This is a genomic window from Bacillus australimaris, assembly GCF_001307105.1.
In the GTDB taxonomy this organism is placed as follows: Bacteria; Bacillota; Bacilli; order Bacillales; family Bacillaceae; genus Bacillus; species Bacillus australimaris.
Genome location: NZ_LGYN01000023.1, coordinates 331,410 through 357,100, shown reverse-complemented (window position 1 = coordinate 357,100; position 25,691 = coordinate 331,410). Strand labels below are relative to the sequence as shown.

The window sequence follows — 25,691 nt, the reverse complement described above, 5'->3', positions numbered from 1 at the left end:
AGTTTATGACTTTGCGATTTAAAAAAAGAAAAATGAAACAAAGAAACAGTTGACTTGATCAATAAAAAAAGGAGAATTGCTGTCCACAATTCTCCTTTCCATGATCAGGTAGAGGTTTCTCTAATATGAAGTTGAGGCTTTAAGATCAATCGCTGCAGCTCTTCATCCTGCTCGTTCATTTTATGATATAAAAGGTTCGCTGCTTTTACCCCGATGGATCGGGGGAATGAGGAAACAGTGGTGAGCGGAGGATGGTACAGCTCCGCTTCAGGGATGTTATCGAATCCAACCACATCGATATCTTCACCAGGCTTGATACTGCGTGCTGATAGTTCTTGCATGACTCCAAATGCAACTAAGTCACTAAAACAAAAAATAGCAGTAGGAGGCTCAGGTTGATCCATGACTTGAGCGAGTGCTTCTTTCCCGCCTTCACGAGTAGGTACGATATCAATAATAAGAGAATCATCAATCGTCAGGTTTTCATCGTCGTGAGCTCTTTTGAAACCCTTCATTCGCTCAATCCAGGTCGATGAAGTCTTGATACCGCCTAAGAAGGCGATACGTCGATGCCCCTTCTGAAGAAGATGATGAATGGCCATCCAAGTGCCTTGTTCATAATCAACGCCGACATAGTCACATTGCACATCTGATAATTCACGATTTGCAAGTACTTTTGGGGTGCGAATTTGATTTAACTGTTTGGCTGTCCGAGCCGAGCTTTTCGAAGCTAGGTTTAAAATGATTCCGCCAACTCGGTGCTCTACCATAGTGGAAATGAGCCGCTCCTGTTTATCGACACTGTCAAAGGTTGTACCAAGTAAAACAGTATAGCCTAGTGATTCAAGCGTGGTTTGCACGCCGATTAAAAACTCCGAAATAAAGGTGTTAGAAATATCTGTGACAATCACACCAACGATATTTGAGCTTTTTGACCGCATGTTGGCAGCGACGCGGTCATATACGTACCCTAAGTCTTCCATGGATTGAAGCACTTTGTTTCGAGTGGCTTCAGAAATTCTAGGATTATTTCGAACAACGAGTGATGCCGTTGAAGTCGAGACACCGGCATGCTGGGCGACTTCCTGTAATGTGACACGCTGTTTGTTCATTTTTTTCATTTGTCTTCACCAACTTCAATGGATTGCCTAACTTTGTTCATGATCAAGAGGGATTTCTCCATCAGACGAGCCGAACATCTTTTGATTTATTATACATAATCAAGGGGGATTGATGAAGTGAAGACATATGAGTGCCATCAAACATCATAAAAGATACCATTGACAGCTTTCAGATTGAGGCGTAAAATATGAAATTATTCAGAAATAGCAACATTCTATTTAAATAACGAAGGCTATGATTGCTGTGGGTCACACTATAGCAGGAGCAGCTTCTGGAGAGACCGCATGTATGTGCGGCGCCGAAGGGTTCACAATCTCAGGCAAAAGGACAGAAGAGTACGAAATATTGTATTTGTGATGCATGGATGATGCCGTGTATTACTTTTCTCTATTTTGCTATTCTTTTATGACCATGAGATTGGAGCGCATCCAATCTCTTTTTTTATGGACTTTTTGAGGGGTTCATTATTTCAGTATAAGATCGTGTCGTAGGAGGTCGTTAGCATTGGCTCAACAAGAATTAAAACGAGATTTATCAAACCGTCATGTGCAATTGATTGCCATTGGCGGAACCATCGGAACAGGCCTGTTTCTAGGCTCTGGAAAAGCTATTCAATTGGCAGGTCCATCAATCATTTTTGCTTATTTAATTGTCGGAATGGCCATCTTTTTTGTTATGAGGGCACTTGGAGAATTGCTTTTATCGAAGGCGGGCTATCGGTCATTAACCGATATTGCGGAGGACTATCTCGGCCCGTGGGCTTCCTTTGTGACAGGATGGACATATTGGTTTTGCTGGATTATGACAGCGATGGCGGATGTCATTGCGGTCGGAGTGTATGTGCAGTATTGGTTTGATATCCCGCAATGGATTCCTGCCATCATTTGTTTGTTGATTTTACTAGGATTTAATTTGTTAACAGTGAAGCTTTTCGGAGAAATGGAATTTTGGTTTGCGTTAATTAAGGTCATTACGATTCTCCTGCTGATTGGCGTTGGGATTGTCCTGTTAATCATTGGTTTTCAAACAGATGCCGGACCGGTGACGGTAAAGAATTTATGGTCTCATGGCGGGTTATTCCCAAATGGTGTCACAGGCTTCTTATTGTCATTTCAGATGGTCATCTTTGCGTATGTGGGAGTGGAACTGGTCGGTGTGTCTGCAGCAGAAACAGCAAATCCGCAAAAAAACATTCCGTCTGCGATTAATAAAATTCCATTAAGAATTCTATTTTTCTATGTTGGTGCCATCTTTGTTTTACTATGTATCAACCCATGGACTGAGCTCAGTGCATCGGAGAGTCCTTTTGTGAAAACCTTTGGACTGATCGGGATACCAGTAGCAGCGGGGCTCATTAACTTTGTTGTCCTGACGTCTGCGGCTTCCGCTTGTAATAGCGGCATGTTCTCGACGAGCCGAATTTTGTATAATCTCAGTCATCAAAAGCAGGGGCCAGCTTCCTTCGGACGTTTGAACAAGCACGCTGTCCCAAGTAATGCACTGTTCGTTTCAACGATAGTGGTCTCTGTCGGTGCTCTTTTAAGCAAGCTGATTCCTGAACAAGCCTTTGGTATTGTCACAACGATCAGTGCCATTTGTTTCATTTGGGTGTGGAGTATTATTCTTATTTGTCATTTGAAATATAAAAAAACAAGACCTGAACTGCATGCAGCATCAACTTTTAAAGCACCGTTCACACCTTTTGTGAATATATGTGTTCTAGTGCTCTTTGCTGCCATTCTTGTCATCATGCTCTTCGCAGACGCAACACGTCCAGCGCTGTTGTTGACACCGGTATGGTTCGGATTCTTATTTTTGATTTATGCACGAAAGAAACGTCATTCAGTATAATGGACGAAAAAAGCACAGCATGTTCACAACGCTGTGCTTTTTTCGTTTAACGATTTCTAATCTTCAGCATATAACTTGCATTCAAAATGATTAAAACAAGTCCAATCACCATGATCGAGAAGAGCTGAGAGTGATTGGCTCCAAGGGAATACACAATCATAATAAACATGGCACCGGTCAATAAGATATTCATCAGCTGATACGTATGAAACAGTCCGCCAAGCATCACATGCTTCTCACCTTCGTCCGAAATGGCGAGCAGCTTTTTACTATAATCTTTGTCGGATGGACTTGGTAGATTGCGATTAGGGTAAACAAGTTTGAGGACGGATATCGCCACATAAGAACTGATAATGGTCACGATAAATAAAGCAGTATTGACCAGAATCAGCCAGATTGGTTGCTCGGTGACGATGGCCATACCGATGGCAATAATGGACAAAATTGTACTCACCGTATTAGATAATGACAAATCAGTAAAGGTCCGATACTGTTTTGCCTCCAGTTCATCCTCCTCATCTCCAGAGACCGACAGAGATACTCTTTTTTTCATACGTGAAATGCCTGAAAAACAATAAATAATCAATAGAATCGTCAATACGCTGATGACAACAGTTGCTTCAAATGCAACCTCAAGAAGTGTCATTTCAAATTCAGCTGCCAGTAGACAGTAAGCGGCGAAAAAGCCAAAGAGAGCACCTAAGAGCATTTTGTATACAGTTTTCATGAGAGTTCATCCTCCTCGAATAGAAAAATACGTTCAATGGGTTCTTCAAAAATACGTGAAAGCCTGACAGCTAGTAAGAGAGACGGCATTAATTCGTCTCGTTCCATTAAGCTGATGGTCTGGCGGGAAACCTTTGCGCGTTTCGCAAGCTCTGTTTGGTTTAAACCATCACGGGCACGAAGCTCTTTTAGACGATTTTTCATTCTGTCACCTCAAATTTGATCGAAATCTTTCTTAAATTGTAAAGTATTATATTCATTTTGACAAGTAAAGTTGTCAAAATGATAAAAATAATTGTCAGAAAGATCATCTTTCTTCAAAAGAGAATCAATGATACGCTAATGAAAAGAGAAACAGAGAATAGGTGAAGCCCATGTTCATTGATCAATTAAAAAATGACTTACATCAATCACAACCGTTGTTTATTGGAGAAGAGACAGCGTTCAAAGCGGCAGTCCTTGTCCCTTTAGTGCAAGTAAACGGGGAATGGCATGTTTTATTTGAAGTAAGATCGTTAACGATGAGAAAGCAGCCTGGTGATATTAGCTTCCCTGGAGGCAAACTTGATGGCAATGAAACAGCACAGGAAGCTGCACTGCGAGAAACACATGAAGAATTAGGGATTCCGCCCGAGTCAGTGAAGATTCTAGGACAGCTCAGCCCATATATTGCCTCGCCATCCTTTGTGGTGTATCCATTTGTCGGGATCATTGATGAACAGCAAGTCAAACATTCCTTTAACCAAGAAGAAGTAGAGGAGACCTTTACCGTGCCTCTATCATGGCTCAGTCAATATGAACCATACTTACATCATGTATCCGTTCAGCTAACACCGGGAGAGGACTTTCCTTATGAAAAAATCATGAATGGTGAGAAATACAGCTGGGGGAGCCGTTCCATAGAGGAATGGTTTTATGATTACGACAACTACACCATTTGGGGATTAACAGCCCGCATATTAAAATATTTTGTGACTGTTGCAAAAAGAAATTCCTAGAGAATCGTTCTCTAGGAATTTGTTGTATGCAGACGCTCTTTCGCTGTTTGTTTCCCTTTCCCTATTGGAATTGGGGCTCTAGCTTGGCTCAATCCATATGAAGGCATGTTCACATAGACAGACTCATGCGAACCGGCTGGAATCTCATATGTTTCATGATAAATTCCGACTGCGTCATTATGTCGTGCTCTGTGATTAAACGCCTTCCAGGCTGCTAAATGCTTTTCCATTTTGGCATAGGCAAGAAGGTCATCTGTTGATTTCCAATATTGAATCATCGCTGTCGTGCGTAATCCGAAATAATTCTCTGTCCCGAGGAACCCAAGTTCGTCTTTATGAATATAAAGTTCTTTAATCATACCAGGCATCGCCATAAACACAGGCAGCCATTGATGGATTGCCCACCGTTTGTTGATCCGCATTCCAATGATGAACACCACAATCGAGTCAGAATTGTCCGTTGTAAACCTGCCAGCACGAATGTCTTTTTTCATTCATTTACCCTTCCTTCTTCATCAAATGGAATGTTTCCACGCACCAATCAATTCCTGCTTGAGCCACTCTTTTCCCATAATCTAAAGTAAACAGCCAATATTTCGCATCAGCTTCATCTGGATACAGCTCTTTAATATTTTGTTCAATCGACACATATGTCTCATAACGAATACGCAACTGCCTTTCGTAATCCTGTAAAAGTGCAAGTTTCTTCTCAAACGAAAGGTATTGTCCGAAGAATAACTTTAATAACACTTCATTTCGTTCAGATGGTAACTGATCAAGCGGCTGCGCCAGCCATTTCCTCAAAGCGTCCAATCCCTTTTCCGTTAGATGATATTCTCGCTTGTCCGAGCGGCCAGTTGTAGAAGCAGGTGAAACCTTAGCAAGCCCTTCCTCGACTATTAACTTTAAAGCTGGATAAATTTGTCCATAACTAATTTTCCAAAAATGGTGCAAGCTCCTATCTATTAATTGCTTCACTTCGTACCCTGACTTACAATCTGTCGTTAAAATACCTAAAATCGCATACGTCGTATCATTGTATTTTTTCATATTAGCACACCTATCTAAAAGATATATCTTTTAGATATATCATAAGCGATACTCAGGTGGAGATACAAGAGGTTTAAAAAAATTCAATGAAGGAGGTGACCACTCATATATTGATAGAAAAAATGAAAATCTGTCGGTGGAGGTATGTATGAATAGATCGAAAATCTGGATCGTGACAATTCTAGCGGTACTAGCCATTTGTGCTGTCAGCTGGATAGCATATCAAGCAAATGCAAAAAAGAGTGTATTGAATCAATCTTACGCCTTTGTATATAAGACAAAGGATCATGTGAACTGGTTCAAAGTAACGGAGAAAAAAGGGAAAGTCACAGGTCATCTGAATGAAACCATTTTGGAGGAAAACCCAAAAAGGCATTTTGATCCTAATCTATTTATCAACAAATATAAATTAACCGGCAAAACTATTGAAAACGGTTACGAATTTCAAGTGAAGCAAGGGAAAGAGCTGGTCACATATGAAGTTCACCCTGCTGAAAAAGATCTTTCTGTGAAAAAACAAGGTGAAAAACAAAGCATCACATACAAAGCAGTAGATCAAAAAAAACTACGTGCTGTTCAAAAGGACATTCATGACCGATATGACGAACTGATGGAGGACACTGAAAATAGATTTCATGATTATGTAAGAAACTTCATTAAAAAAGTAACAGGCGCTTATGGTTATCTGTATACGGCGGAGGATGGTTCATACCAGCTATTTCTAAAAGTAAAACGAATGTATATGCAGTCTGAATGGGCAGGTTCTTTTCTGATGAGAACGGTCCCAGGAGATGGTGGAGCACCTTATAAAGAAACGAAACATACAGCCGGCGGTGTTTCAGATGGGATAATGTTTGATTTGAGTACTTATCCTGCAATTGAAAAGGGGTTTATTTTAGGGGAAACTGACCGAGACGCAACATCAATTAGATTTCCCTTTAAAATGGCAGGCGGTACAATAGAATTTAAAGCTGTCACGAAAGAGGAATATCAAGAACAAACGGAAGCATTTAAAAAGCAGGCTGAAGAAAAGAAAAAATAGATCGTATTGGACCAGGTGAATAAGGGCTAATAACATATTTGATTTCTCCATGAAAAAAGGAAATTACTTTGCATAGATGCAAGGCGTTATCGTAAAAATACTTATCTAAATTTTCTAGAATCTATTTTTAAGTGAATAAGAATTTAATTGAATATATGGTAAAATATTGTTGATGTTGATTTCTCAAATTAAATATTAGAGGAGGTACGTATGAGCAAAGTGAAAATCTGGGTCGTGTCTATCCTAGCCGTACTCATCTTGGGTGGAGGCGGCTGGACAGCATATCAAGCAATCGCACAAAAAAATTCATTGAATCATTCCTATGCATTTGCGTATAAAACTAAGGATAAACTGAACTGGTTTGAGATATCTGAGGATAAAGGCAAAGTAACAGGTCATTTGAATGAAAGATATATAGAAGAAATTTGGTGGGACCCTCAACTATATAAAAAACAATATGTCATATCTGGCCATTCAAAAGAAAATGGGTATGAATTTCAAATGAAAAAAGGAAAAGAAACGATCATATACGAAGTTCATTTTTCGGGGAAAAACCTTTCTGTGAAAAAACAAGGCGAGAAGCAAAGCACGATTTATAAAGCAATTAATCAAAAAAAGCTAGATACGTATCAAAAAAAGATTCAAAATCGACATCAAAGTCTAGTTGATTCATCAGAAACTAGATATTATGAAAATATGAGACACTTCAGGGATAAAGTGGCGAAAGTATATGGTTTTCTATATACGGCAGAGGACAAACAACTATTTTTACAAGTGGAAAGCATGCATGTTGAGATTGGATGGAACGGCTCGTTTCTAATAACTACTGTTTCTGAAGAAGGTTGTAAGCCCTATAAAGAAATGAAAATAGAGGTCGGGGGCTATACTGATGGGGCAGGATTTTTTGAAATGAGCTATGATCCTATAATTGAAAATGGTGTCATTATAGGTTCGACTGATCGAGATGCAAAATCAGTAAAGCTGCCAATTAAAAAGACAGACGGTACAGTAGAGTTAAAAGCTTTCACGAGGAAGGAATATAAAAAACTCCCTAAACCATATATCATGACAGGCGATTCAGTAGAGTTAAAAGCTGTCACGAAAAAGGAATATGAAAAACAAGCGAAAGCATTTAAAAAGAAGGCAGAAGAACTGAAAAAATAGTGATCTTAGACCAGATGAGTGAATCTACTTATCTGGTTTTATAGTGTTGGTTAATGATAGAAGGAAACCTGCGTGTAAGAATGAGCAGAAGGTTGCTTTAAGTAAATAAAGAAAAGTAATTTAGGTATATAGACCTTAATAATTTTTAGAAAATTAATGTTGACGCTTTCATATAATCAATATATACTAGAAACAAATCCAATATGAATTAATTAGACATGTGACTGGTCATGCAGGCAGGATCTAAAAACGATGAATTTTTTTAATTTGTCGTTTTAGGTCCTTTTTTTATTGCCGAAATATAGGTCCCGTGTATGAGAAAAGGGGGAGTAAAAATGAATTACACACAGGTTGCAAAAGACGTCTTACAGCATGTAGGTGGCGAAGAGAACATTGCGCACCTTGAGCACTGTTCAACTAGACTTCGTTTCACACTAATCGATCAGAAAAAGGCAGATGTATCAGCACTAGAAAAAACACCAGGTGTTATAGCTGTCAGAATGTCAGGACAATGCCAAGTAGTCATTGGGAATGACGTCATCGAAGTGTATCAAAAGTTAACAAGTTTAATAAGCAGCAGTTCATCAGGGGAAGAAGTGCCATCCAATCAGCCGAAAGAAAAAAGGAAAGCAGGCGCAGTTCTGTTAGATTTCATTGTAGGCGTCTTCCAGCCGCTTGTACCAGCTATCGCAGGCGGAGGAATTTTAAAATCATTTCTTCTCCTTTTCTCTTTATTAGGCTGGATGGATGCAAAGGGACAAACCTATCAAATACTGAACATGGTCGGTGACGCGCCGCTCTACTTCCTGCCTTTACTAGTCGCTGTAACGACAGCCAACAAACTAAAAGTAAACCCGCTCGTCTCATTATCGGCAGTCGGTGCTCTTATTCTACCGAACATGACGGCGATGCTGACGGAAGGTGCACAGCTTCTCTCGTTTGATGTGAAAAATATAGCCTATGCGTATCAGGTATTCCCTGCAATCCTTTCTGTATTGCTTTACGCTCAAATGGAAAAATTCTTTACGAGATTTTCACCAAAACCAATTCGGATTTTCTTCGTCCCGATGATGTCATTGGTCATTACTGTACCAGCTACATTATTACTACTAGGGCCGATTGGTTTTACAGCAGGCCAAGGTTTTTCATCCGTTATTCTTGCGATGTTTAATACAGTAGGCTGGGTAGCTGTCGCCATTTTAGCAGCGGTTCTCCCGTTCATGGTGGCATCAGGCATGCACAAAGCGATGGTCCCTTATGCAGTTACAACGATGGGGAACCTAGGGAAAGAAGCGCTTTATTTACCGGCATCACTTGCGCATAACATCGCAGAAAGTGGAGCGTGTTTCGCAGTGGCATTGCGGACAAAAGACAAGGTACTCAGATCAACTGCCATTTCAGCAGGAATTTCAGCGTTATTTGGCATCACAGAGCCGGCATTATATGGTGTAACACTTCAAAATAAAAGAGTGCTAGGAAGTGTAATGATTGGTTCCTTTGTCGGTGGGATTTTCATTGGGTTAGTTGGCATACAAGCCTTTGTGCTTGTTGGCCCTGGATTAGCAAGCATGTCGATGTTTATCTCAGACGAGCTCCCACGAAATCTTATGTTTGCGATCATTGGAGCAGTCATTTCGTTTATTATCGCTTTTATCGCTGCTTTTGTATTAGGTAAAGATCGAACAGTAGAAGAAAAGACAAAGGATCAAACTGGATTTGCTGAAAAAATTGGCGCAGGAGAAACATTCAAAAGTCCTGTGATTGGTCAAATGATCTCTCTGTCTGAAGTAAAAGATGATATTTTCTCTTCAAAGGTTATGGGAGACGGAATTGCCATTGTCCCTTCGAAAGGAGCACTTTATGCACCAGTAGATGGTGAGGTAACCTTGCTGTTCGAAACAAACCATGCACTTGGTATGAAAACAGACCAAGGAGTTGAAGTATTATTCCACATTGGCATTGACACCGTTCAGTTGGAAGGACAGTATTTCCATCCAAAAGTGCAGCCGGGAGATCGTGTTCAAGCAGGTGATTTATTGATTGAATTTGATCTAGAAAAAATCAAGGAAGCAGGATATGACCCAGTAACACTTGCTGTAATCACAAATACAGATCAATATGATATTAAGGTACAGCCATTACAAGAGGTCAATCGTCAAGATACATTGATGGTTGTCACACAAATAGGAGGCTAATCATATGACAACAATTAAAGGTTTTCCAAAAGGATTTTTATGGGGCGGTGCTATTGCCGCTAACCAGGCAGAAGGCGCCTGGAATATAGATGGAAAGGGACCGTCTGTTGCAGACATTGCAATGTATCGTTCCAATTTAAGTGTAGAAGATTATGAAGGTCATCTTGCTGTTACTTCTGAAAATATAGATCGTGCGATAAAAGATCCAGACGATAAAAAGTATCCAAAACGCAGAGGTGTTGATTTCTATCATCATTATAAGGAGGATTTGGCTCTCTTTGCTGAAATGGGATTTCAAACACTTCGCATTTCTATTGCATGGAGTCGTATCTTCCCTACTGGAGAAGAAGCTGAACCGAATGAAAAAGGGCTGCAATTTTATGATCGTGTATTTGCAGAAATGAAAAAACATAACATAGAACCGATCGTGACACTCTCTCATTATGAGATGCCTTTAGCCCTTAGTGTAAAATATAACGGGTGGGTTGAAAGAAAAGTAATCGACCTCTTTGTGAAGTTCGCCAATGTTTGTTTCGAACGTTATAAAGATGATGTGAAATATTGGCTCACTTTTAATGAAATTGATAGTATTCACCGCCACTCCTTCATTACAGCGGGAATTATTCCAGATCGCTGCACAGAAGGAAAAGTAGAAGAGACAGTGTACCAAGCACTTCATCATCAATTTGTAGCATCTGCTCTTGTAACAGCAGATTGCCACCGCATCATCCCAGGCAGCCAGGTAGGATGTATGCTGACGAAATTGACAACGTATCCGCATACGTGCCACCCGAAAGATGTGGAACAAGCCCTGAAACAAAACTTAGAAAACTATTTCTATGCAGATGTTCAGGTGTTTGGTGAATATCCGCCACTAATCAAACGCATGATTGAGAGAAAAGATATTCATATTCAAATGGAAGCAGATGATCTGACTATTTTAAAAGAAAATACAGTAGATTTCATCTCATTCAGCTACTATATGTCTTTAACTGAATCAGCCCAAGAAGGATTAGAAAAGACAGAAGGGAATACCATTCGTGGAGTCAAAAATCCTTATCTTCCTTCAACTGACTGGGGATGGCAAATTGATCCGGTTGGTCTGAAAATTTCTTTGATCGAATTGTATGATCGCTATCAAAAACCGCTTATCATTGTCGAGAACGGCATGGGTGCAAAGGATGTCGTTGAAAGTGATGGCTCTATCCATGACGAATATCGAATTAACTATTTTAAAGAGCATTTCCGTCAAATGAGAGAAGCGATTGAAGAAGGCGTCGATCTCTTTGGATATACGAGCTGGGGCTCGATTGATATCATTAGTGCAGGTACATCACAAATGTCAAAACGTTATGGCTTCATTCATGTAGATCAAGATGATGACGGGAACGGGACATTAAAACGATCTCGAAAAGACTCATTTTATTGGTACCAAAAAGTCATTGAGACAAATGGTGAATCGCTTGATTGAACACCACAATCTTGAAAACAGGTGATGACGATGTTTAAAATTAAAAAAGTTTTAAACTCGAGCGTGGTCCTGGCTGAAGATCAGAACCAACAGGAGGTAGTTTTGTTTGGCCGAGGAATTGGCTATGGACAGAAAACAGGTCAAATGATAGAAGAGAAAAAAGCGGACCAAGTCTTTATGTCAGTCGATAACATGAGAGCGAAAGAATTTCTTCAGCTGTTAGATTCAATGCCTCAGGAGTTGATCGATTTAACTCAGCACATCGTCCAATATGCAGAAAAGCGTTTAAACTCAAAGCTCAATTCAGGTGTTTATTTTACCTTAATGGATCATTTGAATTTTGCAGTTGAACGGCATAAAAAAAATATTAATATTACGAATCGTGTGTACTGGGAAATCAAAAATTACTATACGGAAGAATTTGAAGTAGGGAATTACGCACTTGAGTTAGTCAATGATAGATTGGGTATACAATTACCAAAAGAAGAAGCTGCCAATATTGCCTTTCACTTAATTAATGCTCTAGGTGAAGAATCTGATTCGAAAAATGGTATGAAATACGCCAAGATGATCGGGAGTATCGTCAATCTTGTGCGCTATACGTTGAATATGAAAATGGATCAAGAGAATATTCATTACAGCCGGTTCATTACACATGTGAAATTCTTTGTCGAAAGATTTTATGCAAATAAATTATTATCAGATCAAGAAAATGAGTTATTTGAACAAATTGCACACTTGTATCCTCAAGCGATGGATGTTGCTTTTAAAATCAAGGATTATATTAAACAGGTGCATAGTATCGTCATTCCTAATGATGAGCTTACTTATCTTGCGGTACATATACACCGCCTTATATCTTATCAACAATTAAAATAAATGTGGAACCACTTGCCTTTGGATGAGACGAGTGGTTCTTTGTATGAAAAATTTTCTATGTTAAGTTCCGATAGGTCGTTCTGTTGTGCCAGGGTTTGTATCATTTAATGAATTGATAGCCCCTGTTTGTCCTAAAACTACGATGCTTAAAGCGAAAATCAATAAACTCATTTTTTTCATTAGAATTCCTCCAGTCAATGATAGGATGTTTCATGTGATAAGCTTCCTTTAAAAAGTGATAGGCTTGATGTGTTGCGCCCAGCTCTTCAAAGTGTTTTGCGGCTAGTGCACTTAATTCACATACACCTTCAGCATCTCTTAATTCTTTTAGAATGCTGATTTCAGCGAAACAGGCTCGAGCTTTTTGAGCCATATCATTAGTGAAATATAAATGGTAAAGCAGATTCATTTTTGCTGTATAGATGGGGCACTTCTCTGTTGCATGTTTTTGTTTGACCAATTCGAAGTAATAGAGAGCTTGTGTTCTCTCATCGATAGAGAGCAGCTCTTTCATTAACATAAACATGGTGTGATGGAAATAACTCGATGAGAGATAGTCTTCATGACTAAGAGCCTTTTCTAGGGCATCGATGCATTTTTTTGATTTTCCAACTTCGGCGTACAAAATGCTGATATTATGATGAAGCTGTGATATTAGAAAATGATCGTTTAGACTTTCTGCGGTGTGTAATGCTTTTTTGTAGTAGGTTTCTGCTCTTCTGAAGTCACCAATGTCCATATAATTAGCAGCAGCGATGACAAAGGCTGTGGCTAATCTTCTTTCATATCCTTCATGACTTTTGAAAATATCAATAGCATTCTGAATATAGTGAAGAGAAACTAGGCTTTGGCGAAGAAGCATATATAAGTTGGCGATTTTCGTATGAAATTCTGCTACTTCTATTTCATCAGGAATGTGTTGTAGTTTTTTCTCAGCAATTTCAAACAATCCAATGGCTGATGCATAATCTCTTTTATATGAAGCGTAAAGGGCTTTATATAGGTAAAAATAGTATTCAATTAAATCGTTTGTTTTAGAGGGGCAATCTAGATCTGTTTGTTCCTTCAGTTTTTCACCTCTCCGTTCATATAACATGAGTTTATACTTGCCTTCTAGTAATGAATAATAGGTCAATACCTCCTGATTCTCTTCCATTTCTTGAAGTAATACTTTTAATTCTGCGTACATTGCTTTTGCACTGTGTACATCATGCTTGCGAATGGCAATTCGCCAATCGTTTAAACGGTTCCCCACCTGTTCAGCTGAAATGATAGTCATGAAAATTTCACCTCTTTAAGATCCTTTCACCTGTTTCACTAAAAAACGATATCACAATTTTTGGAAGAATATAATCATTTTTGGGAGGTGATTGACAAGAGGTAATAAAAAGGACCTAAGGTCATGTGATGTACGATATTGTAAAGCTGATTGCTTGTTTGCACAAATGAATAAAATTTTTTTTTGAAGTCTAAAAAAGGGATATATACAATAGATTTTTTAATTATGTTCGAAAATATCGCTTATATATTTGGGATAAAGAAATTTCAGTTATTTCAGGAGGGAAATGGGAGGTCGATCTATGAAAGAAAATCGTGTATGATGTTGCTAGATCATGAAGTAAGAAACTGATGAATGTAGACAAAGGCAAGTGCCAAACACGAACTCTCACTCTTTTGAAAGGATGCTGAAATGAAAAAAAGATTTCAAAGTGTAAACAGGCAAATCACAGTTATTATCACGACTCTTTTAATTGTTTTAGTAACTCTTTATATGTCAAAGAGATACTTTTATAGCAAAGAAATTGAACTTCTGACAGAATCATGTCAACAAGCTGGTGGCAAAATTATGTTAGACACAAATAGTTTGTCTATGGATTACTCATTTGATTGCCAGAAAAAGTAGAACAAACAGGCAGTTTCCTGCCTGTTTTTCCTCAAATTAAAAACCTAAATCTTGCAGCCATTGATTTAATCTAATTTCTCTAATCTCGTCGGTTGAGTGATCATACTTCCCTAGTCGTAAACTTGATGCAATTTCTCCGTCATTCATAAACATGATTCTTTCAGAACGAAGAGCAACCTTGGGGTCATGTGTGACAAGCAGCAATGTTGCTCCTTCAGAGTGGATCCGTGAAAAAATATTCATTACTTCCTTCGTTGTACTGGAGTTAAGAGCACCTGTTGGTTCATCAGCGAAAAGAATGTCTGGTTCATTCATGAGTGCTCGACAGATAGAGGCTCTTTGAAGCTGTCCTCCCGATACTTCTGTTAAATATCTATTTGATAAATGATCAATATCAAGTTTTTTCATTAAATATTGAGCTCGTTCATTCAATTCTTTTCTTGGCTTTTTCTTTGCTAAATAGGCTGCAGCAATGATGTTGTCAAATAGATTAAGATTTTTTAATAAGTGGCTGTGTTGAAAAACAAATCCCATCTCTGTTAAACGCAGAGCAGTGAGCTGTTTATCTGTCATTTCTGATAGTAATCGGCCTTTATATTTGATCTCTCCCGTAGAAGCTGTGTCTATACCGCTAAGCTGATAAAGTAATGATGTTTTCCCACATCCAGAAGGCCCCATAATGGTCACGAATTCCCCAGGCTTTATCGATAGATGAATATCCTTAAGAATAGTTTGTTTCTGTCCCTTTAATGAATCAATTTGCAAAGACAGTTGCTTCGTTTCAATCAAGTGTTCCATGTGAAACATCTCCTTATAACAGTGTATGCCGTGTAGTTTGTCTAGAAAAAAACGTCTTCAATAAACAGGCGGTTAAAGCTAAGTTGACAATCAACAATGTGACTGGGTACACGATTGACACCCATTGTGGTGACAGCCACTGAAGGCTGGATGCCCCTAAAGATGCTCCGCCTGCACTCATCAAAGCGGGACCTATGGTATTGACTGCGATTGTTCCAATAAAGGTGCCAAAAGAGAGTACGACGATAAAACTAGTTATATATTGTGATGTTATATCTTTTATAGAAAATCCAATTGTTCTTAGCATGTAGTTTCGGCTTGAATCTTTCGCCTTTAACATGTGCAGAAACATGAATAGCATTAAGCTGGCTGTTGCAAAAGCAGCTAATGCAGAAAAAAATGCAACGACTTTTACTATAGAAGCTGTGCTGCCAATGGTTTGATGAACGTATTCTTTCATATCAGTCACTTTTGCAGGAGTTGCCTTTTTTTCAAATACTGCCTTTTTCTCTGCAATATTTACTCCTGGTTTTAATTGGATTTGAATGGTTCTCCAAAGAGCTGATTGAGGGAATGGCTGTGATAGTGCTTTTGCTGTTTTCCCTCCATTGGTAACGTCCTGATAAATGCCTGTCACCGTTCTTTGGATTTCAAGTCCATTAGTTACGAGAGTCATTTTTTCTCCTACCTTTTTCTGAAGTGAATCTGCATTTAACACAGATAAGGCAATTTCTTCATTCTTTAAAGGTTGCCTTCCTTGTAAATAGGTGAGGGGAAAGGCTGAGAGTTCACCTGTTTCTAAATAGAGCGTTTCTAATGTGTTCTCCTTTGATTTTGCCTGAAGAGATGTAGTTTCATAGATGGCTGATGTTTGAATGCCCTGATCTTCACGAAGCATTGATTCTATTTCGTTTGTATTATCCTTTAGATGATTTCCTTGCCGTATATCAATTCGAAGGTCACTTTTACCAGAGCCAAGGTATGTGATGAAATCCGGTGATTGTAAGGTATGCCATAGTTGAATTGGTATCAGCATTAAAAATGTACAAAGTGCGATAATACAAGTAATCGTTGTGTACAACTTCATTCGTGATAACAAGTCTTTTAAACCAAGCCAAATATTGACTGGTAGGAATCTGTTTTTCCTGAGGTGCATAGGTATTTGTTTCTTATGATTCGATGAAGTGAGACCACCTTGAATAGCTTGAGCGGCTGATATTTGACCAAACTTTCTTAGGACAGCATAGCTGAAAGAGATAACGATGATTGCCGTCACAATAGAAACAAGAAGCGGAATCAACCAATGGGCAAAAGAATGCTGATTCCCCATGTATTGTTGAATATTGGCTGTAAACATATCACCAAATATAAGTGTTAACACATAGCCTGCTATACATCCTGCACAAGCAAGCACAGCATACTTTCCAACGTATAATTGCTTAATTTTTGTTAAAGGAATTCCAAGTACCTTCAGTATGCCAATTTCCCGTTCATCCTCTTCTATGGAAGCTGTCATAGCAAGACGGAGAGAGAGGAGAGCTATACTGATGAGCAGTATGCAAACAAGCAGGAGAATGGCAATCACCATTCCATCTGTTAATGCATTCAGCATACGCAGCAAAGGTAATGTGACAGATGGACCTTGTTGTGGCAGCTGTGTTGATTGATAGATTGCTTGAAAAGCATCTGCCTGAGCGGCATCATGCAGCAAAAACTCGATCAAGTATTCCTTTTTTTGAAATACTTGATTCAGTGTATTCCAATCGTCATTATGAAGAAGGAATCTTTTTGAACTGACAAGACTGGGATTCATTTGCGCATCTCGCAAGAATGCTTTGATGCGAAAGGAAAATTGATTAGTCCCTTTCTCAATCAGTAATGTTTCACCTATGTTGAGGTGATACTTTTGTTGAAAGTAAATTGGGACAGCGACTTCACCTTTATTGACCGTGAGCTTTTCGTTTTGTTCGTTTAAAAGAAAATCGAAATCACGGTTTTGTTTCACAAATAAATGGTCCATCACACCTGTTTTGGCAGGCTCATGTCCGAATCTGATGTTCGCATGTTCGATTTGAATCATTGGGACGATTTGATGTGCTTTTACCATGGACTGCTTGCTTGAAAATATATCAATATCTTTTTCATTTAGAGTGCCGTCATGCATTTGGACAAAGTCTGGCGCTTTGGCAGAATGGAGCAGGTTAGAAATGGAACCATTCAGCTGTATTGTCATTTGAGCTGCACTTGCTGCGAGAAACGAAGTCATCATGATGCAAATAGTTAAGCCAATTGAAATAAGACGATGGCGGGTTAAGTCTTTCTTTATAAACTCGCATCTCATGAGGCTGATTCTCCTTCATGCTGAAGCATATTTTTTGTTAGGTAGGCTAGTGCAAACATCAAAATACTGACGATCAGCACAGTCACATACATGTTGGCTGAAAACGTATTAAACAAGAACCCATACATCATTTGACCAAGCGGAACAGCACATTGAGAAACCATTGTCAGGTTGGCCATCACTTTTCCTAATTGATGATTTGGTGTTTTCTTTTGAATATGTGATATCACAACGATCGAGATCATTGTAAGCAGCATAGCAATTGGAAGACATCCTACTAAAAAGAGAAAATAAGCTGGATAAGTGCCAAATTGTAGAGCTGTAGTGGATGTTGAGAACGCCACAGGCAGCAAGATGATGGCGATGACAAGCAGCCAGCGATATAAAGTAGGAATGCGCCAATGCTTCGCTACAAGTCCAACTAGCAGAGCCCCTGCGATGACAGCGAACTCAATCAAGCCCATTCCTATTCCATACATGATGTCACTGGTTTTCATTGTGACCCTTAAAATGATTGGACCACCCACGATAAAAAATGGTGTAAGGATGAAATTTAACATTGCAGCAAGTAGCATGGTTCTTTTTAAAAATGGCTGGCTGCCAATATAAGAAAATCCTTGTTTCATATCTTTTATGAGCACTTTGCCCATGGACTCTGTCAGCGGACTAGGAGAGAAGGAAATTTTTAACCGTAACAGCATGCACGCTGATAGGAAAAATACGATGGCACTGATACCTATGATGAATTGACTTCCAATCATTCCGTATAGAACTCCACCGATAACAGGTGCGAGAACACCTGAAAGTGCCTGAACGCCATTGACGATGCCGTTGGCTTGTTCTAATTGCTCTTGTTTCACTAGCTGTGGAATGCTGGACATCACAGTAGGTGCATAGAACGTACTCATCACACCAAGCAGTATCATGACAGCTCCGATCATATAGAGTGAATCATTTCCAGATAATAACCAGAAATAAAAAGCCAGAATCATGATGCCAGTGAGGACGTCAAATAAAATCATCAAGTTCCTTCTGTTAAATCGGTCAGCGACTGCACCAGCTAATGGGGAAAGAAGGAATGGGATATTGGATAAAGCGAAAAGTAAGGCAAATAAATCAACTCGTTGCGTTATATCCAGCACATGTAAAGATAGAACAAAACGAATAAGGGAAGACCCGAAAACGGAAATAATCTGTCCGAGAACGAGGTAGATAAAGTGGGATGAATCTCTTTTGAATAACAAACTCATGAATATCACTCTCCTTTAGACCGACCGTCAGTCTATAATGTATGCAGGATTGGTATTGAAGTGACCAATCACTGATTATTTTCATCCAGTTCTCCAGTTAAGCGCCGGAGCAGAAAGGAGAAGCTTCCCTTTTCTGCATGTAATGATGATTCAAGCATATCAATAAAAGCTAAAGCGCGTTGTATACTTTCTTCGGCCGTCCATTGAAAAAGGCCCTCATCAAATATGACTTGTGCAGAAGCAAGAAGGAATTCGACTGTCTCTTGCGGATAATTCGTTTTGAATGTCCCTTCCTCTACACCTTGCTGAATAACATCTGCCAAAACGGGTGATAGTTCTTTAATGGCTTTGATTAAGCTCTTTTGATGCATTTCTGCATTAGAAGGTTGATGAAATTGATCGATCATACCTTGTTTATGACTTCCTTGCTGAGGCGATTGCGCCATGATGATACGAAATAGTTTGTCAACGACTGGAAGGTCTGGCTCAGCCGCAATACGTTTTGCCACGACGATATCTTCTTTGATGATCCTGTCAATAATGGCATCCATTACTTCTTCTTTGGATGCGAAGTAATAATAAAAAGTGCCTTTTGCAATGCCAACGGCTTTTAATATGTCTATGATCGTTGTTTTCTGATAACCTTTGGTTGAAAAAAGCTCTTGTGCAGCGTTTAATATGTCATTTTTACGTTCCTCAGGATGTTTAACAGTTCTCATAAAGCCATCCTTTCTTTTAACTAGACTGTCGGTCGGTCCTTTGATTTGATTAAACACTTTTCAACGTACCTTTGTCAACAGCTGGTTTTTGAACACTTTGCATTTATTGTGCAATATCACTATGATACATTGAATGAAAACATCTTCAGGAGAGCTGCTTTAACTAGTGAATTGGCTCATGAAATGTTGAACGAACAACCCATATTGATTTAAAAACAACAATGTGATGAATGCATTTGTGTAACTATTGATGAGACAAAGGACATTCGGCATTGTAGCGAGCGGTTGAAACTCATGCCTTTTAAATCGTTAATCGATTTGACGTTAACCATTGTATGACCATTATTTTTGACGTTTTCCAGCTGTTTAGCTGAGACATGATAAGAAACGAGGGGCTTTAGGATGAAAATTGTGATCGCGCCAGATTCATTTAAAGAAAGTTTATCTGCTTATGAGACAGCCTGTGCCATTGAACGAGGATTTCGTTCTATTTTGCCAGCCGCAGAGTATATCAAACTTCCAATGGCAGATGGAGGAGAGGGCACTGTTCAATCGTTGGTTGATGCGACGGACGGATATATTGTCAGTCAAGTAGTCACGGGCCCGCTTGGTGAACCTGTGGATGCCTTTTTTGGCATGCTAGGAGATGGTCAGACAGCTGTCATAGAGATGGCCGCAGCCTCTGGGTTACACCTTGTTCCGCCAGAAAAGCGCAACCCGTTGTTCACGACGTCGAGAGGAACTGGGGAATTAATACTTGCGGCGCTGGATAAAGGAGCGAAGCATGTGATGATTGGGCTTGGCGGGAGTGCGACAAATGATGGGGGCGTTGGGATGATGCAGGGATTAGGTGCGGCTTTCCTTGATCAAACAGGAAACGACTTAACTCCAGGCGGGGGCACACTTCATCAATTAGCTTCAATTGATCTCTCTGGACTTGACCCAAGACTGCAATCTGTTCGGCTTGAGGCGGCTTGTGATGTGGATAATCCTTTAACGGGGGAGAGAGGAGCATCTGCTGTATTCGGCCCTCAAAAGGGAGCAGATGAAGCAATGGTTCAAGTGTTAGACAAGAATCTAGCTCATTTTGCACAAATAGCTGAAAAGCAGTTGAATGTATCCTTTGGAGATGCAGCAGGGACAGGAGCGGCAGGAGGACTTGGTGCGAGTTTATTAGGCTTTTTACAGGCCGATTTGCAAAAAGGAATTGATATTGTGCTGAAGGCAGTTCATTTTGATGACGTCATCAAGGAGGCAGACCTTGTCATTACGGGAGAAGGCCGAATTGACCAGCAGACCATTTATGGAAAAACGCCAATTGGTGTAGCCAAAGCAGCAAAACAGTATAACCTGCCTGTGATTGGCATTGCTGGCACACTCTCTAAAGACAGTGCCATCGTACACGATCATGGTATTGATGCCCTTTTTAGTATCGTTCCAGGTATCGCTACCCTTTCAGAGGCGATGAGAGATGCGGCTCTTCATGTTGAGAGAACGGCTCGAAATATTGCGGCTGTGATAAAAATTGGAAGAAATAAGTAAACAGTGAAAAATGTTTCCTTTTCTATCACGTTCCTTTCGATAGAAATGTGGTAAAATTGTTATAAATCATGTAGAAAGTTGGAGGAAACAAAAATGTCTAATCTACCGAATTGTCCTTCGTGCAGTTCACCTTATACTTACGAGGACGGCAGCCTGCTGATTTGCCCTGAATGTGCGCATGAATGGTCACTTGAACAAGAGCAAGCGGCAGAGGAACAGCTTGTTGTCAAAGATGCGAATGGGAACCTGTTAAGTGATGGGGACACGGTCTCTGTCATAAAAGATTTAAAAGTAAAAGGTTCTTCATCCGTTTTGAAAATAGGGACGAAGGTCAAAGGCATTCGTTTAGTTGAAGGCGATCATAATATTGATTGTAAAATTCCTAGCTTCGGCGCAATGAAGTTAAAATCAGAGTTTGTGAAAAAGATATAATAAATGAAAGGGGCTGTCAGTAAGAGGCCTCTTTTCTTTATTTATAGGTGAAAGGAATAATCTTAATTAGAATTCCATACATATATACCTGTTGAAAAAGGTTCATTTTTTTAAAAAATCAAGCCTCTTTTCACATAAAAATCTGCCGTTTTCTTAACCCTACCTTAAAAAAGGCAGATGATTCGCTAAATTTCGGCAAATCCCCTTCACAACTTTTGGGCATTGCTGTACCATATGGAAGTGTTCTTCTATTTTTGACGGATCATGGTGTTTATCAGGAAATAGATGATAGATGATACTTAGACAAAGAAGGAGAGGTAACGTGACGAACGTTTTAGAACTGCATAATGTATCTAGGCATATTCGCGGGAAAAAGATTGTTCAAGACTTGAGCTTTTCTGTCCAAGCGGGCGAAGTCTTTGGCTTCTTAGGACCAAATGGTGCAGGGAAAACAACAACCATTCGCATGATGGTCGGTCTTTCTCCCATTACATCTGGTGATATTCTGATTAATGGTCATAGTATTCAAACCTCATATCAGCATGCGATCCAAGATGTCGGTGCGATTATTGAAAACCCAGAAATGTATAACCACTTAACAGCAAGACAAAATCTTGTTCACTTTGCCAGAATGAATGGAAAAGTGGATGAAGGACGAATTGATGAGCTGCTAGAACTTGTCAGCTTACAGCATGTGAAACATAAACGTGTCCGTACGTTTTCATTAGGAATGAAACAGCGTTTGGGTATTGCACAGGCACTCATACACAGACCGAAACTGCTGATCTTGGATGAGCCGACCAATGGACTTGATCCTGAGGGAATTCGTATGATACGAGATTACTTGAGAAGGCTTGCGAAGGAAGAAGGGCTGGCTGTTATTGTCTCAAGTCACCTCATGTCAGAAATGGAATTGATGTGTGACCGGTTTGCGATTATCCAAACAGGAAAGCTCATTGCGATTGAGGATCAGCGTGCTGAGACGAAGCAGGATGATTTGATCAATTATCGAATGAAGGTAGCCGCTGGGGAGCTTGAAGAAGTACAGAAGCTCATTGGTATATTCGAGGAAGGCATCACTGTAAGAGAAGAGGAGCAGTACTTATTCTTCTCTATGCAAGAAGAAAAAATGCCAGAATTAATCCGTCATTTAAGCAGCGCGTCTATTCATTTGTACGAAATCAAAATCGAAAAACAAACCCTAGAAGATAAGTTCTTAAGCTTAACAGGTAAAAAGGAGGCAGACGTATGATTCGCCTCATTCAAAACGAGTGGATGAAAATTAGTTATCGTGTTGGTACTTGGATTATGGTTGGACTTCTTGTTTTAGGTATGATTGCCACGCTCATCTTTGCAGTGAAAACAAATGACGAAGATCAAGCTTCAGGTGATTGGAAAACCGAACTGAGAATGATGAATAAAGAGAAGAAACAAGAATTGAAAGAAAATGACTTAGCATTTTATAAGAGAACCCTTGAACAGGAAATAGCGATCAATGAGTACCGAATCAAACATGATTTGCCTCCTGCGGATCAATTCGGTAAAAATGCATGGTCTTATGTGAAGATCAATGCTGATTTGCTTCAGTTGGTTGGTGTATTTGTGATTATCATTGCAGCCACGATTGTCTCGGCTGAATATAAGCATGGTACAATTAAATTATTACTGATTCGTCCACCATCAAGAATGAAGATTCTCTTATCTAAATACTTTACTGTTCAACTTTACTCTCTATTTTTGATTGCGGTCCTATTTATCCTGTCATTTATCCTTGGTGCGATATTCTTTGGACTCAGTCATGATTATGTGTATTTGTCCTATCAAAATGGAGAAGTCATTGAACGATCTCAGCTTGCAAATATGATCTCTTATTATTTGGCACATTGTGCTATGTTTGTTGTATTAGGGACACTTTCTTTTGCCATTTCAACGGTATTTAGAAGTGAGGCCATATCTATTGCAATCAGTGTGTTAGCTTATATTGTTGGAGCATCCATCACAAGTATTTTGATGTTCTTCTTTGATTGGGCGAAATACTTATTGTTTGCCAATGATCCTGCACAATATTTCGCAGACACACCTACTTTTATCGAAGGTATGTCTCTAGGATTCTCATTAACAGTCCTAGTCATCTATTGGGCTATTTTCTTGGCCATTGCCTTGATTGTTTTCCAAAAGCGAGAAGTGAAAACAGGCAGTTAATTTAACTTTTTAGGAGGTTTACACATGATTAAACGTAAAGGTGAAAAAATTATGGGGATTATCAGTGTTGTCCTCAGTGTCATTGGTGTTGGTTTTGGTGCTTTAATGCTTTCCGTGGATCCATCATTTTATGAGGAAATGAATGATGTATTACAAGAGGAAGGCAGCGCATTGCCGATTGAAACACTTGAGGCTTCAGTTCATGCATTTGGTATTCAGTACATGATCGTTTCGGCGATTGCAGCTGTGTTAACCATCGTAGGTTTGATTTTCTTGAAAACAGACCGCCGTGCTGTGCTTTCTGGTATTCTCTTCTTGGTTTCTGCTGTGACTCTTTTAATTGGAACAGTAGGCCTTGCATTCGTACCGATGGTTCTATTATTTGTGATTGGCTTGATGTCACTTATTAAAAAGCCGAAAACAGACATTCACACAAGTGAATATCCTTCATAATCAAAGAAAAGACATGCGCCCATCAGCGCATGTCTTTCTTTTTTAAATGATGCCAATCAGCATGGCAATGAACAGAAGGATAATGCTGAATCCCCACATCCAAAAGAAGGAGTAGCGGATGTGTTTCCCCATATCAACCCCTGCAAGACCTACAGCGAGCCAAACAGCGGGAGCAAGCGGGCTGACAAAGGTTCCGATGATGTTTCCAATCATCATGGCATATGCCGCAGAAGTGCCTGGTACGCCAACTTCAGATGTAATGGATTCAACAATTGGCAGAAGGGCGTAATAATAGGCATCTGTACTAGTCAGCATATCAAGCGGCACCCCAAGCATCCCAACAATGATATGTAAAAATGGCAGCAAGAAGGCTGGCAAAATGTGAATACTGTCAACCGCAATGGCTTTGAGCATCCCTGTGCCTTCAAGAATCCCTAAAAATGAACCTGCGGAGAAAATGACAGCCGCCATCATCAGTGCACTAGGTGCGTGTGCCTTGATCCTTTCCATCTGCACATTCACATTCGGAAAGTTAATCAACAGTGCCAGTGACAGGCCAATCATAAACATATAGCTAGCAGGCATCACGTTCAACACGAGAAGCACGACAACAGACACAAATAGGATGAGGTTGACCCAGATGAGATGATAACGCTTTAAAGAGGCGTCTCCAGTTTCGCTGATCGACTGAATGGCGCGATCCCAATCTGCGCCTTCAAGTTGCACCGCAGCTATCTCGTTAGCAGCAATTTTCACCCGAATTCGTTTTTCTTCCCTTTTTCCTAAAATAAATGCCATTCCTAACACGAGTACAACGCCAATGAGCTGAATGGGAATGAGCGGAACCCACAGTTCAGATGGGTCCATATTGAGGACGCTCGCTGCCCGTCCAGTTGGCCCGGCCCACGGAATCATATTGGTTAATCCGGCACTTGTCCCGATTAACAACAGCAGTAAGTAAGGACTCATATGTAATTTTTTATAAAGCGGAAGCAGTGCAGGTACAGTTAATAAAAAGGTCGTAGCCCCTGCTCCGTCTAAGTGTGCAATGACCCCAATTAAGGCTGTTCCCATTGCAACAGTGACAACATTTCCTTTTGTCAGCTTAATTAATGCTTTGATTACAGGTTCAAAGAACCCTGTATCTTGCAAAATGCCAAAAAATAAAATGGCGAAGATAAACATGGTCGCCACCGGCAATACTTTGATAATCCCTTCCTCAAAGAAGGTTTGAATGTCATTGATCCCAAATCCCGCAATCAGCGCACCTATTAAAGGCACCATGACCATGGCGACAATTGGACTTGCCTTCCCCCAAATCAGCAATACAACAATCGTTAAAATAATCAACAATCCAATAAACGTTAACATAAGCCCCTCCCCCTACAATAAACCGTTTACATTTGTCTATTCTTTTTATATACAATGCATTCTTACAAGTGCATTGAAAAAAAAGGGTATCAAATATATGAGCATGAAGCAACCGCTTTCATACCTATACAATGGTAAAAAAGGATGCCAACACCAAACGTGGCGTGGGATCAAACATGTTA

General features: G+C 39.7%; 23 protein-coding genes and 1 riboswitch. Of the genes, 12 read left to right on the top strand and 11 right to left on the bottom strand.

The annotated features are described in order from the left end of the window. Positions 1–104: 104 nt before the first annotated feature. Positions 105–1,121, bottom strand: a complete 1,017-nt coding sequence (locus tag AKG37_RS11150) for a LacI family DNA-binding transcriptional regulator (RefSeq protein ID WP_060698873.1) — start codon at positions 1,119–1,121, stop codon at positions 105–107. A 262-nt stretch (positions 1,122–1,383) separates the two neighbouring features. Beyond that, a riboswitch (glycine riboswitch) is annotated at positions 1,384–1,463 on the top strand. A 163-nt stretch (positions 1,464–1,626) separates the two neighbouring features. On the opposite strand from AKG37_RS11150, the gene AKG37_RS11145 reads away from it, so the two are divergent. Further along, complete coding sequence (locus tag AKG37_RS11145) at positions 1,627–2,973, top strand: amino acid permease (protein WP_060698872.1); 1,347 nt, start codon at positions 1,627–1,629, stop codon at positions 2,971–2,973. A 46-nt stretch (positions 2,974–3,019) separates the two neighbouring features. On the opposite strand, the gene AKG37_RS11140 is transcribed toward AKG37_RS11145, so the two are convergent. Together AKG37_RS11140 and AKG37_RS11135 are read right to left on the bottom strand one after the other, a co-directional pair. Beyond that, a complete protein-coding gene (locus tag AKG37_RS11140; RefSeq protein WP_060698871.1) occupies positions 3,020–3,700 on the bottom strand; it encodes a DUF3169 family protein in 681 nt (226 codons plus the stop codon). Beyond that, entirely contained in the window at positions 3,697–3,903 is a 207-nt protein-coding gene (locus AKG37_RS11135; RefSeq protein ID WP_060698870.1) for a helix-turn-helix transcriptional regulator, read from the bottom strand. Before AKG37_RS11135 ends, AKG37_RS11140 begins: the two co-directional genes overlap by 4 nt. A 170-nt stretch (positions 3,904–4,073) precedes the next feature. On the opposite strand from AKG37_RS11135, the gene AKG37_RS11130 reads away from it, so the two are divergent. Then, on the top strand, positions 4,074–4,697 hold the full coding sequence (locus AKG37_RS11130) for an NUDIX hydrolase (protein WP_060698869.1): 624 nt from the start codon (positions 4,074–4,076) through the stop codon (positions 4,695–4,697). A gap of 11 nt (positions 4,698–4,708) precedes the next feature. Here the strand turns inward: AKG37_RS11130 and AKG37_RS11125 are convergent, their stop codons facing one another. Together AKG37_RS11125 and AKG37_RS11120 are read right to left on the bottom strand one after the other, a co-directional pair. Then, on the bottom strand, positions 4,709–5,191 hold the full coding sequence (locus tag AKG37_RS11125) for a DUF4188 domain-containing protein (RefSeq protein ID WP_060698868.1): 483 nt from the start codon (positions 5,189–5,191) through the stop codon (positions 4,709–4,711). Positions 5,192–5,195: 4 nt separating this feature from the next. After that, positions 5,196–5,747 (bottom strand): PadR family transcriptional regulator, encoded by a 552-nt coding sequence (locus AKG37_RS11120; protein ID WP_060698867.1) that lies wholly within the window; start codon positions 5,745–5,747, stop codon positions 5,196–5,198. A gap of 148 nt (positions 5,748–5,895) precedes the next feature. On the opposite strand from AKG37_RS11120, the gene AKG37_RS11115 reads away from it, so the two are divergent. From AKG37_RS11115 to AKG37_RS11095, 5 genes are all read left to right on the top strand, one after another. Beyond that, a complete protein-coding gene (locus AKG37_RS11115; protein ID WP_060698866.1) occupies positions 5,896–6,789 on the top strand; it encodes a hypothetical protein in 894 nt (297 codons plus the stop codon). A 210-nt stretch (positions 6,790–6,999) separates the two neighbouring features. Continuing rightward, positions 7,000–7,953 (top strand): hypothetical protein, encoded by a 954-nt coding sequence (locus tag AKG37_RS11110; protein ID WP_060698865.1) that lies wholly within the window; start codon positions 7,000–7,002, stop codon positions 7,951–7,953. Between the two features lie 335 nt (positions 7,954–8,288). Continuing rightward, the gene (locus AKG37_RS11105; protein ID WP_060698864.1) at positions 8,289–10,148 is read left to right on the top strand and encodes a beta-glucoside-specific PTS transporter subunit IIABC; all 1,860 of its coding nucleotides are present in this window, start codon (positions 8,289–8,291) and stop codon (positions 10,146–10,148) included. Positions 10,149–10,152: 4 nt separating this feature from the next. Next, positions 10,153–11,619, top strand: a complete 1,467-nt coding sequence (locus AKG37_RS11100) for a glycoside hydrolase family 1 protein (protein ID WP_060698863.1) — start codon at positions 10,153–10,155, stop codon at positions 11,617–11,619. 30 nt (positions 11,620–11,649) lie between these two features. Next, a complete protein-coding gene (locus AKG37_RS11095; RefSeq protein ID WP_060698862.1) occupies positions 11,650–12,498 on the top strand; it encodes a PRD domain-containing protein in 849 nt (282 codons plus the stop codon). A gap of 100 nt (positions 12,499–12,598) precedes the next feature. Here the strand turns inward: AKG37_RS11095 and AKG37_RS11090 are convergent, their stop codons facing one another. The 5 genes from AKG37_RS11090 to AKG37_RS11065 all read right to left on the bottom strand — a co-directional run bounded on the left by AKG37_RS11090 (position 12,599) and on the right by AKG37_RS11065 (position 19,509). Then, positions 12,599–13,777 carry a response regulator aspartate phosphatase gene (locus AKG37_RS11090; RefSeq protein WP_060698861.1) on the bottom strand — a complete coding sequence of 393 codons (1,179 nt, stop codon included), beginning with the start codon at positions 13,775–13,777 and terminating at the stop codon, positions 12,599–12,601. A gap of 660 nt (positions 13,778–14,437) precedes the next feature. Continuing rightward, on the bottom strand, positions 14,438–15,199 hold the full coding sequence (locus AKG37_RS11080) for an ABC transporter ATP-binding protein (RefSeq protein WP_060698859.1): 762 nt from the start codon (positions 15,197–15,199) through the stop codon (positions 14,438–14,440). A 13-nt stretch (positions 15,200–15,212) separates the two neighbouring features. Beyond that, positions 15,213–17,540 carry an FtsX-like permease family protein gene (locus AKG37_RS11075; RefSeq protein ID WP_060698858.1) on the bottom strand — a complete coding sequence of 776 codons (2,328 nt, stop codon included), beginning with the start codon at positions 17,538–17,540 and terminating at the stop codon, positions 15,213–15,215. Next, entirely contained in the window at positions 17,537–18,790 is a 1,254-nt protein-coding gene (locus tag AKG37_RS11070) for an MFS transporter (protein WP_060698857.1), read from the bottom strand. The genes AKG37_RS11075 and AKG37_RS11070 overlap by 4 nt, the downstream gene beginning before the upstream one ends. Positions 18,791–18,858: 68 nt before the next feature. Then, entirely contained in the window at positions 18,859–19,509 is a 651-nt protein-coding gene (locus AKG37_RS11065; protein WP_060698856.1) for a TetR/AcrR family transcriptional regulator, read from the bottom strand. A gap of 402 nt (positions 19,510–19,911) precedes the next feature. On the opposite strand from AKG37_RS11065, the gene AKG37_RS11060 reads away from it, so the two are divergent. From AKG37_RS11060 to AKG37_RS11040, 5 genes are all read left to right on the top strand, one after another. Then, the gene (locus AKG37_RS11060) at positions 19,912–21,051 is read left to right on the top strand and encodes a glycerate kinase (RefSeq protein ID WP_060698855.1); all 1,140 of its coding nucleotides are present in this window, start codon (positions 19,912–19,914) and stop codon (positions 21,049–21,051) included. A 93-nt stretch (positions 21,052–21,144) separates the two neighbouring features. Continuing rightward, complete coding sequence (locus AKG37_RS11055) at positions 21,145–21,483, top strand: zinc ribbon domain-containing protein YjdM (protein WP_034281410.1); 339 nt, start codon at positions 21,145–21,147, stop codon at positions 21,481–21,483. 292 nt (positions 21,484–21,775) lie between these two features. Further along, on the top strand, positions 21,776–22,735 hold the full coding sequence (locus AKG37_RS11050; protein ID WP_060698854.1) for an ABC transporter ATP-binding protein: 960 nt from the start codon (positions 21,776–21,778) through the stop codon (positions 22,733–22,735). Further along, positions 22,732–23,685 carry an ABC transporter permease subunit gene (locus AKG37_RS11045; protein ID WP_034323368.1) on the top strand — a complete coding sequence of 318 codons (954 nt, stop codon included), beginning with the start codon at positions 22,732–22,734 and terminating at the stop codon, positions 23,683–23,685. Before AKG37_RS11050 ends, AKG37_RS11045 begins: the two co-directional genes overlap by 4 nt. A 24-nt stretch (positions 23,686–23,709) precedes the next feature. Next, complete coding sequence (locus AKG37_RS11040; protein ID WP_060698853.1) at positions 23,710–24,138, top strand: DUF4064 domain-containing protein; 429 nt, start codon at positions 23,710–23,712, stop codon at positions 24,136–24,138. Between the two features lie 42 nt (positions 24,139–24,180). Here AKG37_RS11040 and AKG37_RS11035 read toward each other — a convergent pair whose 3' ends face one another. Continuing rightward, complete coding sequence (locus tag AKG37_RS11035) at positions 24,181–25,509, bottom strand: CitMHS family transporter (RefSeq protein ID WP_060698852.1); 1,329 nt, start codon at positions 25,507–25,509, stop codon at positions 24,181–24,183. Positions 25,510–25,691 lie beyond the last annotated feature (182 nt).

What these genes read in the sequence shown, in the direction of transcription:
- AKG37_RS11150 (WP_060698873.1), bottom strand. Translation starts at nt 1,121, where the DNA reads ATGAAAAAAATGAACAAACAGCGTGTCACATTACAGGAAGTCGCCCAG.
- AKG37_RS11140 (WP_060698871.1), bottom strand. Translation starts at nt 3,700, where the DNA reads ATGAAAACTGTATACAAAATGCTCTTAGGTGCTCTCTTTGGCTTTTTC.
- AKG37_RS11135 (WP_060698870.1), bottom strand. Translation starts at nt 3,903, where the DNA reads ATGAAAAATCGTCTAAAAGAGCTTCGTGCCCGTGATGGTTTAAACCAA.
- AKG37_RS11130 (WP_060698869.1), top strand. Translation starts at nt 4,074, where the DNA reads ATGTTCATTGATCAATTAAAAAATGACTTACATCAATCACAACCGTTG.
- AKG37_RS11125 (WP_060698868.1), bottom strand. Translation starts at nt 5,191, where the DNA reads ATGAAAAAAGACATTCGTGCTGGCAGGTTTACAACGGACAATTCTGAC.
- AKG37_RS11120 (WP_060698867.1), bottom strand. Translation starts at nt 5,747, where the DNA reads ATGAAAAAATACAATGATACGACGTATGCGATTTTAGGTATTTTAACG.
- AKG37_RS11115 (WP_060698866.1), top strand. Translation starts at nt 5,896, where the DNA reads ATGAATAGATCGAAAATCTGGATCGTGACAATTCTAGCGGTACTAGCC.
- AKG37_RS11110 (WP_060698865.1), top strand. Translation starts at nt 7,000, where the DNA reads ATGAGCAAAGTGAAAATCTGGGTCGTGTCTATCCTAGCCGTACTCATC.
- AKG37_RS11105 (WP_060698864.1), top strand. Translation starts at nt 8,289, where the DNA reads ATGAATTACACACAGGTTGCAAAAGACGTCTTACAGCATGTAGGTGGC.
- AKG37_RS11100 (WP_060698863.1), top strand. Translation starts at nt 10,153, where the DNA reads ATGACAACAATTAAAGGTTTTCCAAAAGGATTTTTATGGGGCGGTGCT.
- AKG37_RS11095 (WP_060698862.1), top strand. Translation starts at nt 11,650, where the DNA reads ATGTTTAAAATTAAAAAAGTTTTAAACTCGAGCGTGGTCCTGGCTGAA.
- AKG37_RS11090 (WP_060698861.1), bottom strand. Translation starts at nt 13,777, where the DNA reads ATGACTATCATTTCAGCTGAACAGGTGGGGAACCGTTTAAACGATTGG.
- AKG37_RS11080 (WP_060698859.1), bottom strand. Translation starts at nt 15,199, where the DNA reads ATGGAACACTTGATTGAAACGAAGCAACTGTCTTTGCAAATTGATTCA.
- AKG37_RS11075 (WP_060698858.1), bottom strand. Translation starts at nt 17,540, where the DNA reads ATGAGATGCGAGTTTATAAAGAAAGACTTAACCCGCCATCGTCTTATT.
- AKG37_RS11070 (WP_060698857.1), bottom strand. Translation starts at nt 18,790, where the DNA reads ATGAGTTTGTTATTCAAAAGAGATTCATCCCACTTTATCTACCTCGTT.
- AKG37_RS11065 (WP_060698856.1), bottom strand. Translation starts at nt 19,509, where the DNA reads ATGAGAACTGTTAAACATCCTGAGGAACGTAAAAATGACATATTAAAC.
- AKG37_RS11060 (WP_060698855.1), top strand. Translation starts at nt 19,912, where the DNA reads ATGAAAATTGTGATCGCGCCAGATTCATTTAAAGAAAGTTTATCTGCT.
- AKG37_RS11055 (WP_034281410.1), top strand. Translation starts at nt 21,145, where the DNA reads ATGTCTAATCTACCGAATTGTCCTTCGTGCAGTTCACCTTATACTTAC.
- AKG37_RS11050 (WP_060698854.1), top strand. Translation starts at nt 21,776, where the DNA reads ATGATACTTAGACAAAGAAGGAGAGGTAACGTGACGAACGTTTTAGAA.
- AKG37_RS11045 (WP_034323368.1), top strand. Translation starts at nt 22,732, where the DNA reads ATGATTCGCCTCATTCAAAACGAGTGGATGAAAATTAGTTATCGTGTT.
- AKG37_RS11040 (WP_060698853.1), top strand. Translation starts at nt 23,710, where the DNA reads ATGATTAAACGTAAAGGTGAAAAAATTATGGGGATTATCAGTGTTGTC.
- AKG37_RS11035 (WP_060698852.1), bottom strand. Translation starts at nt 25,509, where the DNA reads ATGTTAACGTTTATTGGATTGTTGATTATTTTAACGATTGTTGTATTG.